The following is a 14,883-nucleotide window of genomic DNA, read 5'->3' on the forward strand; positions in this document are numbered from 1 at the left end:
CTTGAGCCGCCGATGGGCCGCGCCGGGCGCCCGCTAGACCCGCACCTGCACGCCGGCGAGCTGCTCGAGCTGGTCCCAGACGCGGCCCGCCGTCGCGGCATCCGGTGCGGCGGTGCGGGCCAGCGGCTCGACCCGCACAGGCAGGCCGCGCAGGGCGCCGGTCGGGGCGTAGTACTGCCCGCCGGTGGCGTGCGGGTCCGTCAGCGCGCGCACGGCTGACCAGGCCGCCGAGTCCTTGCCCTGCGCCCACGGCGTGTACGGGTTGCGCCGGTAGGGCGTCGTCGCGTCGCGGACACCGACCCGCTGCGGCGTCTTGGCGTCCACGCCCACCCCGGGCCGGCTGACGATCGAGGCGACGGGGACGTCGGCGGCCTGGAGTCGGCGGTCCAGCTCGAAGGCGAAGATCTCCGTGAACGTCTTGGCCTTGACGTAGGCCGCGATCAGCAGGCGAGGGGTGGCCAGGGCGTCGTCCGGCTCGAGGGCGAACCTGCGGACGAACCCGGTCGAGGCGTGCACGATCCGGCCGGTGGTCCCGTGCTCGGTGGCGGTGGAGGCCAGCCGGTCCAGAACGCCCGCCACCAGGGCGACGTCGGCCACCACGTGCGTGCCGATGGCCACCGGCAGGCCGTCGGCCGTCAGCTCGCCACGCCGGGGGTTCATGGCGCCGCCGTTGAGGAAGACCCCGTCGAGCCGGGGCAGCCGGGACAGCTCGTCGGCCGCCTCGCGCACCGATGCGAGCGAGGCGAGGTCGACGACCGTGGTGCTCACGGTCGCGGAAGGCACGTGCTCCAGCAGCGTGGCGCGGACTCGCTCCAGCCTGGTGGCCGACCGTGACACCAGCACCACGTGGGCTCCCGCGGCGGCGAGCTGCTCGGCGGCGAAGTAGCCGATGCCGGCGGTCGCACCGGTGACCGCCACGGTGCGTCCCGTCTGGTCGGGCATGTGGGCGGGGTCCCAGGGCATGGGTGTTCCTCCGGGCGGATCGAGTATGTGGATGGAGTATCCGGATCACGGTAGCACTGTAAGTGGATGAACGATCCGCTTTGGCCTAGGCTGGTGGGGTGGCCGGCCGGAGATCTGATGCGGAGCGCAACCGGGAGAAGATCCTCGGCGCCGCCCGCGGTCTCGACGGGTCGTCCCTCCGGCTCAACGAGGTCGCCCACGAGGCGGGGGTCGGGGTCGGCACCGTCTACCGGCACTTCCCCACCGTGCACGCCCTGCAGGAGGCGTTGTCGGAGCAGACGTTGCTGCGCCTGCGCGACCTGGCGAGGCAGGCTGCCGGCATGGCCGACGCGGGGGAGGCGCTCGCGGCGGTCCTCGGCTGGGCGCTGGCGCTGCAGCTGGAGGACGGCGGCCTCACGACGGTGCTCGTCTCACCGGCGGACGAGGATCCCGAGGTCGCGGCGCTGAAGCGGGAGATCCTCGACGGCTTCGGCGCCGTGTTCGACCGCGCCCGTGCCAGCGGCGCCGTCAGGCCGGAGCTGACCGTCGGGCACCTGCAGCACCTGGTGTGCGGCATCGAGGCGGCCGTCCGGCTCGGTTCGCCTTCCGACCGCGAGCTGCTGCTCGACGTGCTCCTCGCAGGCGTGCGGCCCAGGTAGGCGACCCCGCTGTCCGGGCGCGGCGTTCTCCTGCGGCCCGTCCCGGAGCGGGCCGGTCGCTGCCGCACCGGATGCGGTCAGCCGCGCCGCGCGACCGATCCGCGCTCGCGCAGCGGCATGCTCACGCGGTGCACCGGCTCGGGGGACGTGCCGGCGGTCGCACCGTCCGCGCCGATCTGCTCGACGAGCAGCTCGACGGCCCGTCGGCCCAGGTCGTGGTGCGGGATGGCGAAGGTCGTCAGGCCCGGGCGCAGCCACTGGGCGAGCGGTGCGTCGTCGAAGGAGACCACCGAGACGTCGGCGGGAACGGTCAGACCTGCCTCCTGGATCGCCTGGTAGACGCCGAAGGCGAGGCGGTCGTTCAAGGTGATGATCGCCTGTCCGGGACCCCACTCCTCGAGCAGCCGGTGCGTCGCCTCCCAGCCGACGCGGGGCTCCCACTCGGACACCAGGTGACCGCTGGCCAGCTCGAGGCCTGCGGCGTGCAGCGTCTCCCGGATGCCGGCGAGACGTTCGACGCCCGCCACGGTGCCGGGTGGCACGTCGTGCTCGTCAGGGCCCGCGCCGACCAGGTGGATCGAGCGGTGGCCGGCGTCGAGCAGCAGCTGCGCCGCCGCGCGTCCCGCCGTCAGCTCGTCCGGGATGACGGCCGGGATGGAGGTGGTGCGCTGCTCGGGCAGGGCGTTGAGCAGGATCGCCGGCACCTGGTCCAGCCCCGAGGGCAGGGGACGCGTGCGGGTGAACATCGAGGCCAGGACGATCCCGTCGACCTGCCGGTCGAGCATCGCGTCCAGCAGCTGGCGCTCCAGCTCCGGGTCGCCCTCGGTCTCACCGATGAAGAGCATGAAGCCGTGCGCACGGGCGGTCTCCAGTGCGCCCTTGATCATGTCCCCGGCGAGCTGGGAGGTGGCGACGGTGTCGGAGACGAACCCCAGCGTGCGGCTCGAGCCGTTGCGCAGGCCGATCGAGACGATGTTGGGCCGGTAGCCGAGGGTGGCCGACGCCTCACGGACCCGTTGCTGCACCGTCGGGGAGATGCGCAGCTCGTCCCCACGGCCCGAGAGCACCAGCGAGGCGGTGGTGCCGGAGACCCCGGCTGCGCTCGCGACGTCCGCGAGGGTGACTCTCTTTCGGCCCAACTCAGCTCCTCGGCTCACGCGGATCGTAGTGGGCACCGTGGAGCCCGTAGGGCGCCCGAACGCCGCCCGCACGGTCCTCACGGGGGCGCCCCGTGAGCAGCCGGGAGCGCACCGACGGCGCGGAGCCGGCGGTGGCTGCGGCGCTTGACAGGGCGGCGCCCATAGGGGACCTTAGCCGGGCTAAGCCGATTTAGCACCCGTCGGGCCACCGTTGGCCGACGACCATGGCCCGCTCCACGAAGGGAGACACCGGTGTCTCGACCTGGATCAGCTCGACGAACGGCCCTCACCACCAGCGTGATCTTGGGAACCGCGCTCGCCCTGGCGGCGTGCAGCGCCCCCGGGGGCACGGCAGCCACCTCCACGGCTGCGTCCACCGGTTCGGCGACCTTCGCCGGCGGCTCGCCCACGTGCGGCACCTCGCCGGTGACGCTGAGCACCTACATCGAGACCGGGTTCCCGCTGCCGAAGAACCTCACCGACGAGTTCACCAAGCAGTACCCGAACGTCAACTTCAAGATCCGCGAGGACCAGTTCGCGGTGATCACCCAGAACGCACCGCGCGTGCTCGTCGACGACCCGCCGGACCTGATGCGGCTCCCGCAGGTCTCCGGCCTGGTGAAGGACGGGCTGCTGCTGAACCTCGACCCCTACGCCAAGGCGTTCGGCTGGGACAAGTGGCCCGCCTCGCAGCTGGAGCAGATGCGGGTGGACGCGGACGGCCGCCGCGGTGACGGTCCGCTGTACGCCATGGGCCTGAACTTCTCGATGACCGGCGTCTTCTACAACAAGGACCTCGCCGCCAAGTTCGGCATGACCGAGGCGCCCAAGACGCTCGACGACCTCGACGCCGCGCTGAAGAAGGCCAAGGACGCCGGCATCACGCCGATCGTGCAGTTCAACGGCGGCGCCACCGGCGGGCTCGCGTTCCCGCTGCAGGGCCTGATGGCCTCCTACGGCGACGCGTCGGCGATCAACGCGTGGATCTACCAGAAGTCGGGCGCGACCATCGACACGCCCACCAACCTCCAGGCCGCGCAGCACCTGCAGCAGTGGATCTCGTCCGGCTACTTCGCCAGCGACGTCAACTCGATCGACTACGCGACCATGATGAGCCGGTTCATCGACGGCAAGAGCGCGTTCATCTTCGACGGCGACTGGGAGTCCGGGAACCTCGACCAGAAGATGTCCGGCAAGGTCGGCTTCTTCCTGATGCCCCCGGCCCAGGCCGGCGGCAAGTTCGGGGCCATGTCCGCCCCGCTGACCTACGGCATCTCCGCCAAGGCCAAGCACGCCGACTGCGCCGCCTTCTTCCTCAACTGGGTGGCCACCAACCAGCAGGCACGCACCATCGACGTCCAGGTGGGCGGCTCCCACCCGATGGGCCCGGCCGACGCCTTCATGCCCGCCGTCGACAAGAGCACCGTCACCGGCCAGACGCTGGCCGCCGGCGCGCAGATCGGCGCGGACAACGGTGCGATGGACTTCATCGCCAACGCGACCGGTGCGATCTACGCCAAGAGCTGGACCCCCAACCTGCAGAAGCTGGTGGCGGGCCAGATCGACGCCAAGGGGCTGCTGACGGCCGTCCAGGCGGACTACAAGACCCAGATCGGCAGCTGAGGGAACCACCATGCAGAAGCGGTCGACGACCATCCGGCGTCACCGCGAGGACGAGGCCGCAGCTCGCTTCACGACGGACCGCAGGCGTCGCGCACTTCGCGCGCGGCGCCTGCGGCGCGGCGGGCTGGCCCTGGCGCTCACGGCACCCGCAGTCCTCGCCTACGTGATCTTCGTGATCCGGCCCATCGTCATGACGGTGCAGTACTCGTTCTACAAGTGGGACGGGATCACGCCGTCGACCTGGGCAGGACTGTCGAACTACCTCGCGATCCTGCACAACCCCGAGCTGTCCGGCTCGATCGTCAACGCGTTCACGCTGATCCTGTTCTTCAGCTTCGTCCCGGTGGCGCTCGGGCTGTTCACCGCCAACGCGATCCGCGGGTTCGCCGCCAGCCGGCTGGCCGTCGTCGCCCGCACCGTGCTCTTCCTGCCGCAGATCATCCCGCTGGTGGCCGCCGGCATCATGTGGAGCTGGCAGCTGTCCACGGACGGCGTGGTGAACCAGGTCTTCCGGCTGCTCGGGCTCGGTCGGTTGGCACGCCCCTGGCTCGGCGACTTCGGCACGGCCCTGCCCGCGGTCGGTGTGATCGGCGCGTGGGTGCTGTTCGGCCTGTGCATGCTGCTGCTGCTCGCGGGGATGACCAAGATCGACCCCTCGCTCTACGAGGCGGCCCGCGTCGACGGCGCCGGTCCGGTGCGCGAGTTCTTCTCCATCACCCTGCCGAGCCTGCGGCAGGAGGTGGTCGTCTGCCTCACCGTGACGATCATCGCGGCGCTGGCCAGCTTCGACATCGTCTACATCGCCACGCAGGGCGGACCCGGCAACCGGACGCTCGTGCCCGGCCTGGAGATCTACTACCTCGCGTTCTTCCAGCGACAGGTGGGCAGCGCGTCCGCGCTGGCCGTGGTGCTCATGCTCCTCGTGCTGGCCGTCGTCCTGCCGCTGCAGTCGCTCAGCCGGGAAGGCAAGTCGTGATCGTCTCTCGTCGCGAGCAGTGGCTCGGCCGCGTGCTGCTCGTCGTCCTCATGGCCGTGACGGTGCTGCCGTTCGTCAGCCTGTTCGTCACCGCCCTGCACCCGTCGGGCACGTACCCGGCCGGGCTGTCGTGGCCGGCCACCCCGCACTGGTCCAACTTCACCGCGGCGTTCAAGGCGGCCGACATGGGCCGGCTGCTGTGGTCGAGCGTGCTGATCGAGGTGGGCGTCGTGCCCGTCTCGCTGCTGATCTCGACCATGGCCGGCTTCGCGCTGGGCCACCTACGGCCGCCGGGCGGCCGGGCGCTGTTCATCGGGTTCCTGCTGGGGCTGACGCTGCCCTTCGAGGGCATCATCATCCCGCTCTACTACCAGATGCGTGACCTCGGCCTGCTGAACACCAGGTGGGCGATCATCCTGCCGCTGATCGGCCTCTACATGCCGTTCGCGGTGTTCTGGATGCGGGCGCACTTCATCACCATGCCGGACGACATCTCGGAGGCCGCTCGCATCGACGGCGCCAACCTGTGGCAGCTGTTCTGGCGGATCCACGTCCCGCTGTCCATGCCCGCGCTCTCGTCGCTGGCGATCCTGCTGTTCCTGTGGAGCTGGAACCAGTTCCTGCTCGCCGTGGTGCTGGTGTCCGACCCCCTGCAACGCACCATGGCCGGCGCGCTCGGTGCGTTCCAGGGTCAGTGGGGGACCGACATCCCGCTGCTCTGCGCGGGATCGCTGCTGATCCTCACGCCGACCTTGGTGATCTTCCTGGTGTTCCAGCGGCGCTTCGTGTCCGCGCTGCTGCAGGGCTCGCTGAAGGGATGAGCGCCTCGACGCCCCGACCCCCGTTCGACCCGCAGATCGCAGCGGCGCTGGCCGCCGACGGTGACGTGGTGACCTCGCTGGCGGCGGCCGACATCCCGGCGCTGCGCCGCCGGGTGGCCCCGCCCGACGTCGCGGCGATCACCCGTGGCGGCACGTACCGCATGACGTCCCACCGGGTGCCCGGCACCGGGACGGCTCCGGACGTGGCGCTGACCCTGGTGCGGCCCGTCGTCGCGGACCACCCGTTGCCGGTCCTGTACCACCTGCACGGCGGGGGCATGGTGACCGGGGCCGCGCACGAGGAGCTGCCCTGGCTGGTGGACGTCGCGGCGCAGCTCGGCGCGGCGGTCGCGGCGGTGGAGTACCGGCTCGCGCCCGAGTGGCGCTACCCGGCGGCGCTCGACGACAGCTACGCGGGCCTGGTGTGGCTGGTGGACCACGCGACGGAGCTGGGCCTGGACCCCGGCCTCGTGGTGGTCTCCGGCGTCAGCGCGGGGGCCGGGCTGGCCGCGGCCACCGCGCTGGCGGCCCGCGACCGCAGCGGTCCGCGCCTGGCGGGGCAGCTGCTGGTGTACCCGATGCTCGACGACCGCAACGACAGCGCGTCGGGCCACCAGATGGCCGGGGTCGGCGCCTGGGACCGGGAGGCGAACGCCACCGGCTGGGGGGCCTACCTGGGGGACCGCGTCGGCGGTCCGGACGTGCCGGCCTATGCCGCGCCGGCGCGTGCGGAGGACCTCGGCGGGCTGCCGCCGACGTACCTCGAGGTCGCCTCGGCCGAGACGTTCCGGGACGAGATCGTCGCCTACGCCGCCCGGCTGTGGGCAGCCGGCGGCGACGCCGAGCTGCACGTGTGGCCCGGCGGCTGTCATGGCTTCGACTTCCTGGTGCCGAACGCCGACCTGTCCCGTGCCGCCCGCGCCGCGCGCGTGAGCTGGCTGACCCGCACTCTGGCGCGCACGGCCCGCGACGGGGTGCTCGCGTGCGCCGCAGCGAGCACGCTGGACGACGAGCAGACCCGATGACCGCCCTGGTCGCCCAGGGTGCCGCAGCGACGAAGGACCGCAGATGACCACCACCCAGCCGTCCACCGGACCGCAGCTGATCACGTACGCCGACCGGCTCGGGGGCGACCTGCGCGCGCTCGACGCGCTGCTGACCGGCCCGCTGGCCGGTGCGTTCGGCGGCGTGCACGTGCTGCCCTTCTACACGCCGTTCGACGGTGCCGACGCGGGCTTCGACCCGCGCGACCACACCGCCGTCGACCCCCGCCTGGGCGGCTGGGACGACGTACGGGCGATCAGCGCCACGCACACGGTGATGGCCGACGTGATCGTCAACCACATGTCCGCGCAGTCGGCGCAGTTCCTCGACGTGGTGGCCCGCGGCGACCAGTCACCGTGGGCGGGCATGTTCCTCACCCTGTCGTCCGTGTACCCCGACGGCGTCACCGAGGAGGAGCTCGCCGGCATCTACCGGCCGCGTCCCGGGCTGCCGTTCACGCCGATGACGCTCGGTGGTCGCCGTCGCCTGGTGTGGACCACCTTCACGCCCGAGCAGGTCGACCTCGACGTGCGGAACGCGCTCGCCTGGGAGTACCTCACGTCCGTGATCGACGCCCTGACCGGGGCCGGGGTGCGGATGCTGCGGCTCGACGCCGTCGGGTACACCGGCAAGGAGCCGGGCACCGACTGCTTCATGACGCCGTCCGCGCACGCGCTGACCGACCGGATCAGTGCCTACGCGCACGAGCACGGGGCCCAGGTGCTGGTCGAGGTCCACGGTCACTACCGCCAGCAGCTCGAGATCGCCCGGCAGGTGGACCTGGTCTACGACTTCGCGCTGCCGCCGCTGGTGCTGCACGCCCTGACGGCGGCCGACCTGGGACCGCTGGACCGGTGGCTCGCGGTGCGGCCGGCCAACTGCGTCACCGTGCTGGACACGCACGACGGCATCGGCGTGGTCGACGTCGGCGCGAGCGACCTGGTGCCCGGGGTGCCCGGGCTGATGGAGCCCGAGCAGATCAGCGCCCTGGCTGACGCCATCCACGTCAACAGCCGAGGCGGCAGCCGCCAGGCGACCGGCGCAGCCGCGTCCAACCTCGACCTCTACCAGGTCAACTGCACGTTCTACGACGCGCTCGGCGGCGACGATCGCCGGTACCTGCTGGCGCGGCTGATCCAGGTGCTGCTGCCCGGGGTCCCGCAGGTGTACTACGTCGGCCTCCTGGCCGGCTCCAACGACCTGGACCTGCTGCGACGCACCGGCGTGGGGCGCGACGTGAACCGGCACCACTACACGCCGGACGAGGTGGAGCGGGAGCTCACCAGGCCGGTGGTGCAGGCGCAGCTGACCGCGCTGCGGCTGCGGAACAGCCACCCGGCGTTCGGTGGGGCGTTCGCGTGGACGCTGGACGGGACGGCCGCCGAGATGACGTGGCAGCGCGGGGCCGACCGGGTGGCGCTGTCGTTCGACGTGCGGGACGCGTCCTTCACGCTCAGCGCGTCCGACGAGGGCGGCACGCGGGTGGTGCTGACCGAGCGGTCCGTATAGGGGGTTGTCGTGCGGCCGTTCTTGGCAGGCGACCACTCGGCACGCCTGCGGGCACAAGGTTGCGTATCCCGAACGATATTCAAGGTTAGTGCTGCTAACCTTGAATAGTGGCCGACATCCTCAAGGTTATTGCAGACCGACGGTGAGCGCGCAGGGCGGCGCAGCGGCCTGGCCGGCACACACGCACGAGCCGCGTCCGTGGCGGTCTGGCAGGCGAGGGCCCAAGGAAGACCGGATGTTCGCCGAGGTCAGCGTCAGCCTCCCGCCGCTGATCGAGGGACTCACGCTGAGCGTCCCGGGCGACACCCTCGCCGTCATCGAGCGCGCCACCGTTGCGATCGCCACGCTCGACGCCACGTACGGCGACCGTCTGGCGACCTTCGGGAGCTTCCTCATCCGCTCGGAGGCGGTGTCCTCATCAAGGATCGAGCGTGAGAACGCCGCACTCGACGACGTCGCGAAGGCCAGCATCGGGCTGAAGGCGCCCGCAGCGGCGCGCCTCACTGTCGCAGCTGCGCGCGCGGTCCAGCAGATGGTCGCCGACGCCGACTCCGGCAGCATCACGCTCGCTGCCATCCTGGCGGCGCACAAGGCGCTTCTTGCGGGCGACCCCAACGACGGGACGTACGCGGGCAAGACCCGCACCGTGCAGAACTGGATCGGAGGGTCTGACTACACCCCCCGGGGTGCGATCCACGTGCCCCCTCCGCCAGACATGGTCAACGCCTACATGGCGGACCTGGTCGAGTTCGCGAACCGCGATGACATGCCCGCCCTTGTTCAGGCCGCGCTGGTCCACGCGCAGTTCGAGTCCATCCACCCGTTCACCGACGGGAACGGGCGCATCGGGCGTGCCCTTATCAACGCGGTCCTGCGGCGTCGCGGTGTCACCCGTCGTCTTGTCGTTCCCATTGCGTCCGCGCTGGTCGCAGACATCGCTGAGTACTTCGCCGCCGTGAACGTCTACCGCGAAGGGGACGCCCTCAGCTTCGTCAGCCATCTGGCCGACGCTGCCCGACGGGCAGCCGAAGCCGCGCGCGACTCTGCCGACACGTTGGCCGCGCTTCCGGAGGAGTGGCGCAGCCACGTGAAGCCCCGAGCCGGTTCAACCACCGCCAGAGTGCTCGACATCCTCCTCGAGTACCCCGCGATCGACGTCCACACCGTGACGGCCCGGCTCGCCGTGTCGAACCAGGCGGCGGGCGAGGCGCTCAATCGGCTCACCGAGGCGGGCGTGCTGCACGAGCTGACCGGGTCGCGACGGGACCGTGCGTGGGTGGCGACCGCCGTGATGGACGAGCTCGACGGGCTCAACGCCCGTCTTCGCGGGGTCGTGGGGTAGTCCGCGCGCCTGCCGATGAGTCTGGTGGGCCCCGTGGGGATCGAACCCACAACCCGCGGATTAAAAGTCCGCTGCTCTGCCAGTTGAGCTAGAGGCCCGGATGCGTCGTCTGCGGTTCAGACGCCCGCGGTGTGCAGCGATGACGCGGTCCGAGCCTATCTGCGGCCCGGTGACCGCTTCGGTCGACGCAGCGCGGAGTGGACGGTCAGCCGCGCCGGCCGTCCACCACCACGACGGTGCGGCACATCTTGTCGGCGAACGTCTGCCGCTTCGGGTCCCACAGCGGCCAGAGGTAGCCGACGTACATCGCGGCACCGTCGACGTAGTGCGCCAGGTCCCGGACGAACGCCATGCCGGCGCCCATCGGCGCCATCGTCTGCTCGTTGAGCAGGCGCAAGCCGACCAGCTGCTTGCCCAGCGACTGGCCGGTGCGGCCCTGTCGGAAGGCGCGGTTCCAGACGGAGAACGCCAGGCCGGCGAGGCTGAGCAACGTCATCACCAGGTAGGCGGTCCCGAAGATCGGCACGGCCTGCATCGTCGCCCTGCCCTGCTCGGCGGAGGCAGCCATCGTCCGGACGAACGCGATGTATCCCGGCAGCCAGATGGCGAGCCCGACCAGGCTGAGCAGGCCGGGGACGGCCTGGTCCACCAGGAACGCCGCGACGCGGTAGGGCCACGTGGCCAGCGGGGGCAGCGGTACGAAGGGGTAGGGCGCCGGCGGGTAGCCGTACGGAGTGCCGTAGGCCGGTGCCGGCGGGTAGGGCGGGGCGGCCGGGTAGGGCTGCGCGGGTGGGTAGGCCGGTGCCGGCGGGTAGTGCTCGTCGTGCGGTGTCATCGCTGCTCCGTGGGGCGTCGGGCGGGGCATCCGGCGCGAGTATGGCAGCGCGTCCGCGCCCTGGTCGCGAGGCAGGGCGCACACGCGCACCTGCGCGCCCCCGCCCGTGGCAGCCTCTGATCCACCGCCACGGACAGGAGGACCCATGGACCGCATCGCGGCGCTGCCCAAGGTGGAGCTGCACCTGCACATCGAGGGCACGCTGGAGCCGGAGCTGATCGCCGACCTGGCCGCCCGGCACGGCATCGACGTGCCGTTCGGCTCGTTGGCGGCGCTGCGGTCCCGCTACCGGTTCGAGGACCTGCAGGACTTCCTCGACCTGTACTACGCGAACCTGGTGGTGCTGCGCACGGCCGACGACTTCGCCGAGCTCACCCGCGCCTACCTGCGGCGCGCGGCGGCCGGCGGCGTGCGGCACGCCGAGATCTTCTTCGACCCGCAGGCGCACCTGGCCCGCGGTGTGCCGCTGCGGGACGTGGTCGACGGGCTGGTCGAGGGGTGCCGGGCAGGGGCAGTCGAGACGGGGACGACGAGCGCCCTGATCGCCTGCTTCCTGCGGGACCGGAGCGTCGAGGAGGCCCTCGACGTGCTCGAGCAGCTGGTCGCCCTGGAGGCGCCGATCATCGGGATCGGCCTCGACTCGGCCGAGGTGGGCAACCCGCCGTCGAGGTTCGTCCCCGTCTTCGAGCGTGCGCGCGAGCTCGGCCTGCACCGCGTCGCGCACGCCGGGGAGGAGGGCGGTCCCGAGTACGTGCGCGAAGCGTTGGACCTGCTGGGCGTCGAGCGCGTCGACCACGGCATCCGGTCCGTCGAGGACGCCGACCTGCTGCGGCGTCTGGCGGCCGAACGGGTGCCGCTGACGGTGTGCCCGCTGTCGAACGTCCGCCTGCACGCCGTCCCGGCGCTGTCCGCGCACCCGCTCCCGCGACTGATGGCCGCCGGCGTGGTGACGACGATCAGCTCCGACGACCCCGCGTACTTCGGCGGGTACGCCGAGGACAACTACGCGGCGGTCACGACGCAGCTGGGCCTGACCGACGACGACCTGGCCGGACTCGCGCGCAACGCGGTGCAGGCCAGCTTCCTGCCGCAGGAGCGCAAGCGGGCGCTGCAGGACGAGATCGACGGGTGGCTGGCGGCCCGCTGACCCGGCTGCCTGACCCGCTGCACGGCCGCGCCCGACGAGCCAGGGCGGGACGGCCGTCGGCTACCGGCGCGGCTCGCGGATCAGCTCCTCGAGCGGCAGGATCGCCGCCCCGACCGCCACCGTGTCCCCGCCGAACGTGGACGGCAGCAGCTCGAACTGCGAGCCCGGCCGCTCGAGCGAGCTGGCCCGGACCGCCGTCTCGATGCGGCCGGCGAGCGCGTCCATCAGCCGGATGCCCACCCAGCCGCCCACCACGATCCGCGCGGGGTTGGTGAGGTTGACCAGGTTGGCCAGGCCGTAGGCGAGCGCCTCGATCGCGTCGTCGACCACCGCGACGGCGGCCGCGTCACCGGCGGCCGACGCGTCGAGCAGCTGCCCGACGGCACGCCAGCCGGTGCCCTCGAAAGCGCCGCCGGCCTGCGCCCACGCGTCGAGCATCGCCTGCGCGCCGACGTACGCCTCGATGCAGCCACGACCGCCGCACCGGCACAGCCGGCCACCCCGCTGCACCTTGGTGTGGCCCCACTCGCCGGCGCTGGAGTGCGAGCCTGCCTGCAGCCGCCCCTCCTGGATCAGCCCGACGCCGACGCCGCGGCCGAGCAGGGCCACCACGGCGTGGTCGATGCCGCGGGCAGCACCGAACCACTGCTCGGCCTTGGCCTGCGTCTTGCCGCCGTTGTCGGCGAACACCGGCACGTCCAGCGGCAGCAGCTCGTCGATCACCACCGGCGGCCAGCCCAGGCTCTGGGCGTAGAGCGTCTGCACGCCGGCCTCCGTCTCGACGATGCCCGGCATCGCCAGCCCGACCCCGAGCACTCGTGGCCACTCCCCGGCGTGCCGCTGCTGCAGCGCCGCCACCGCCTCGCGCAGGTCCCGGCCGATCGCCACCGGGTCCTCCTCGGCGTGGCCGCCGCGGAACTCCTGGTCGACGCGGGTCATCGTCAGGTCGAACAGCTCGACGGCGACCCCGCGCTCGCCGATGTCCGCGCCGATGCTGTAGGCGCCGTCCGGCCGCGGCTCGATCAGGGCGATCGGGCGACCGCCGCCGGACGCCACGGTCCCGGTCTCGTGCACCAGACCCTCGGCCACCAGGTCGGACACGAGGTTGGCGGCGCTCGCGGGGGAGAGGCCGCAGTCGCGGGCGATGTCGGCGCGGGTGGTGCGGCGGTTGAGGATCACGTGCTGCAGCACGGCGGAGCGGTTGCGCAGGCGCAGCGTGGTGACGGTGGCCTGGTCGCCACCGTTCCGCGGCCGTCCCGTCAGGTCGGTGGTCATCGGGCCTCGTCGTCGGTGTGGTCGTCCGTGCGGACGATACGCAGCAGGGTCGCGTCGGTGCGGGCGATCGCGCGCAGCCCTCGTGGCGCCGGCTCCAGGGTCACGTCGCCGCCGTCGAGCAGCACGGGCCGGTACGACGTGCCGGCGGCGGGGTCGGTCAGCTCGAACTCGAGCCAGTCGCCGGCCGCGAGCCGCACACCCAGGTCGCGGTCGGGGCGCACCGCGGGGTCCAGGTCGTGCGTGAAGGGGTTCTCCGGCAGCGGCCCGGCGCCGGTCCAGGTCAGCGCTGAGGCATCGTCCGCGCGCGCCACGTCGAACCGGCTCGGCCGCGCGACGGAGTACGACGCGCCCGCGCCCCGGAACCCGTACCCCCACGCGGGCATCACCGCGGGCCGCTCACCGGTGACCGCCGCGAGCACGTCCGGCTGCCAGTCCGCCGCCTCGAACCGCACGTTGCGCACCAGCTCGTCGAGCACCGCACCCGCCTCGGTGCCGGTCAGCTGCGCCGGTCCCTGCGCGCTCGCGAGGAACCGGTCCCAGCCCGCGGGGGGCCGCACGCTGACCGGGGACGTCGCCGTGTCCAGCTTCTTCCACGTCCACAGGTTCCAGCCGATGCCGAACGTCTCGTACAGCCGGAACGCGGTGTACAGCCAGTCGAGGTGGTTCTCGCCGCCCTCGCCCATGTACAGCGGCAGCCCCAGCCGGTCGCGCACCCGCAGGTACGGCTCGATGCTGGCGACGTCCGGCGCCGACCAGTACTTGTGGAAGTGCAGCACCGCGTTGTCGTCCCAGCGCTGGGTGAACGCCGTGAAGTTGGTCGCCCAGTGGGTGCCCTCGTACTGGATCAGGTGCACCTGGTCCACCTCGCGCACCGTCGCCGTCAGGTCCCGGTACAGCGCCACCAGCTGGTCCGCCAGCTGGTGCTGCCACTCGTTGGGCAGCGGCTCGTTGAGCAGGTCGTAGCCGAGCACCGTCGGCTCGTCCGCGTACCGCGAGGCGAGGTCGTGCCACAGGCGGAGCGTCCGCTCGCGGTAGCGCCGCTCGAGGAACAGCTCCGGCAGCCCGCGGGGGGAGTCGTCGATGTTGGTGCCCGTCTGGCCGCCGGGGGCGCCGTGCAGGTCGAGCAGCACGCGCAGCCCGTGGGTGCGGCACCAGCTGATCACCCGGTCCAGCAGCGCGTAGCCCGCCTCGATCGGCTCGCCGGACTCGTCCTGCACCACGCGGGAGTTGATCGGTACCCGCACGTGGTCCAGCCCGCTCGCGGCGATCCGCGCGATGTCCACCTCGGTGACGAACGCGTCGCGGTAGGCGCCCCAGAACTCGTCGGCCGGGCCGGGCCCGACGAGCCGCGCCACCAGCGCCTCGATCTCCCGCGGGGACTGCGCCCCGTCGCCGAGCCGCCACATGTAGCCCTCGGGCAGCAGCCAGCCGCCCAGCGCCACGCCGCGCAGCAGCAGCGGCCGCCCGGCGCCGTCGACGATCTGCCCGTCCTCGACGTGGACGAACCCCGTCGTCGTCGAGACGCCCCCTGCTGCGATGGTGCTCACGCGTGCGCTCCTGCTCTGGTGCGG

13 protein-coding genes and 1 tRNA gene are annotated in these 14,883 nt (G+C 72.3%); 8 read left to right on the plus strand and 6 right to left on the minus strand.

Translation table 11 applies throughout. The features are described from left to right. Nucleotides 1-33: 33 nt before the first annotated feature. On the minus strand, nt 34-963 hold the full coding sequence (locus QMF98_RS02310) for an SDR family NAD(P)-dependent oxidoreductase (protein WP_337974466.1): 930 nt from the start codon (nt 961-963) through the stop codon (nt 34-36). A gap of 98 nt (nt 964-1,061) precedes the next feature. On the opposite strand from QMF98_RS02310, the gene QMF98_RS02315 reads away from it, so the two are divergent. Further along, entirely contained in the window at nt 1,062-1,601 is a 540-nt protein-coding gene (locus QMF98_RS02315; RefSeq protein WP_337974467.1) for a TetR/AcrR family transcriptional regulator, read from the plus strand. Between the two features lie 77 nt (nt 1,602-1,678). Here the strand turns inward: QMF98_RS02315 and QMF98_RS02320 are convergent, their stop codons facing one another. After that, complete coding sequence (locus QMF98_RS02320) at nt 1,679-2,740, minus strand: LacI family DNA-binding transcriptional regulator (RefSeq protein ID WP_337974468.1); 1,062 nt, start codon at nt 2,738-2,740, stop codon at nt 1,679-1,681. 297 nt (nt 2,741-3,037) lie between these two features. On the opposite strand from QMF98_RS02320, the gene QMF98_RS02325 reads away from it, so the two are divergent. The 6 genes from QMF98_RS02325 (at nt 3,038) to QMF98_RS02350 (ending at nt 10,055) form a co-directional block, all read left to right on the plus strand. Continuing rightward, the gene (locus QMF98_RS02325; RefSeq protein WP_337974469.1) at nt 3,038-4,363 is read left to right on the plus strand and encodes an ABC transporter substrate-binding protein; all 1,326 of its coding nucleotides are present in this window, start codon (nt 3,038-3,040) and stop codon (nt 4,361-4,363) included. A 10-nt stretch (nt 4,364-4,373) separates the two neighbouring features. After that, nucleotides 4,374-5,339 carry a carbohydrate ABC transporter permease gene (locus tag QMF98_RS02330; RefSeq protein ID WP_337974470.1) on the plus strand — a complete coding sequence of 322 codons (966 nt, stop codon included), beginning with the start codon at nt 4,374-4,376 and terminating at the stop codon, nt 5,337-5,339. Next, nucleotides 5,336-6,160: a carbohydrate ABC transporter permease gene (locus QMF98_RS02335; protein ID WP_337974471.1), complete on the plus strand. Its 825-nt coding sequence runs from the start codon at nt 5,336-5,338 to the stop codon at nt 6,158-6,160. The genes QMF98_RS02330 and QMF98_RS02335 overlap by 4 nt, the downstream gene beginning before the upstream one ends. After that, on the plus strand, nt 6,157-7,185 hold the full coding sequence (locus QMF98_RS02340) for an alpha/beta hydrolase fold domain-containing protein (protein ID WP_337974472.1): 1,029 nt from the start codon (nt 6,157-6,159) through the stop codon (nt 7,183-7,185). Before QMF98_RS02335 ends, QMF98_RS02340 begins: the two co-directional genes overlap by 4 nt. Before the next feature lie 43 nt (nt 7,186-7,228). Beyond that, a complete protein-coding gene (gene gtfA, locus QMF98_RS02345) occupies nt 7,229-8,713 on the plus strand; it encodes a sucrose phosphorylase (RefSeq protein WP_337974473.1) in 1,485 nt (494 codons plus the stop codon). Nucleotides 8,714-8,948: 235 nt separating this feature from the next. Further along, a complete protein-coding gene (locus QMF98_RS02350) occupies nt 8,949-10,055 on the plus strand; it encodes a Fic family protein (protein WP_337974474.1) in 1,107 nt (368 codons plus the stop codon). Between the two features lie 22 nt (nt 10,056-10,077). Here the strand turns inward: QMF98_RS02350 and QMF98_RS02355 are convergent. Next, nucleotides 10,078-10,153: transfer RNA gene (locus tag QMF98_RS02355), tRNA-Lys, on the minus strand. A 107-nt stretch (nt 10,154-10,260) separates the two neighbouring features. Then, a complete protein-coding gene (locus QMF98_RS02360; protein ID WP_337974475.1) occupies nt 10,261-10,890 on the minus strand; it encodes an RDD family protein in 630 nt (209 codons plus the stop codon). A 145-nt stretch (nt 10,891-11,035) separates the two neighbouring features. Here QMF98_RS02360 and QMF98_RS02365 point away from each other — a divergent pair, with 145 nt between their 5' ends. Beyond that, the gene (locus tag QMF98_RS02365; RefSeq protein WP_337974476.1) at nt 11,036-12,037 is read left to right on the plus strand and encodes an adenosine deaminase; all 1,002 of its coding nucleotides are present in this window, start codon (nt 11,036-11,038) and stop codon (nt 12,035-12,037) included. 60 nt (nt 12,038-12,097) lie between these two features. Here QMF98_RS02365 and QMF98_RS02370 read toward each other — a convergent pair whose 3' ends face one another. Then, nucleotides 12,098-13,312 (minus strand): ROK family transcriptional regulator, encoded by a 1,215-nt coding sequence (locus tag QMF98_RS02370; RefSeq protein WP_337974477.1) that lies wholly within the window; start codon nt 13,310-13,312, stop codon nt 12,098-12,100. After that, complete coding sequence (locus QMF98_RS02375) at nt 13,309-14,859, minus strand: glycoside hydrolase family 5 protein (protein WP_337974478.1); 1,551 nt, start codon at nt 14,857-14,859, stop codon at nt 13,309-13,311. The genes QMF98_RS02370 and QMF98_RS02375 overlap by 4 nt, the downstream gene beginning before the upstream one ends. Nucleotides 14,860-14,883: the final 24 nt, after the last annotated feature.

The sequence above is a fragment of the Cellulomonas sp. NTE-D12 genome, from assembly GCF_027923705.1.
Lineage (GTDB): Bacteria > Actinomycetota > Actinomycetes > Actinomycetales > Cellulomonadaceae > Cellulomonas.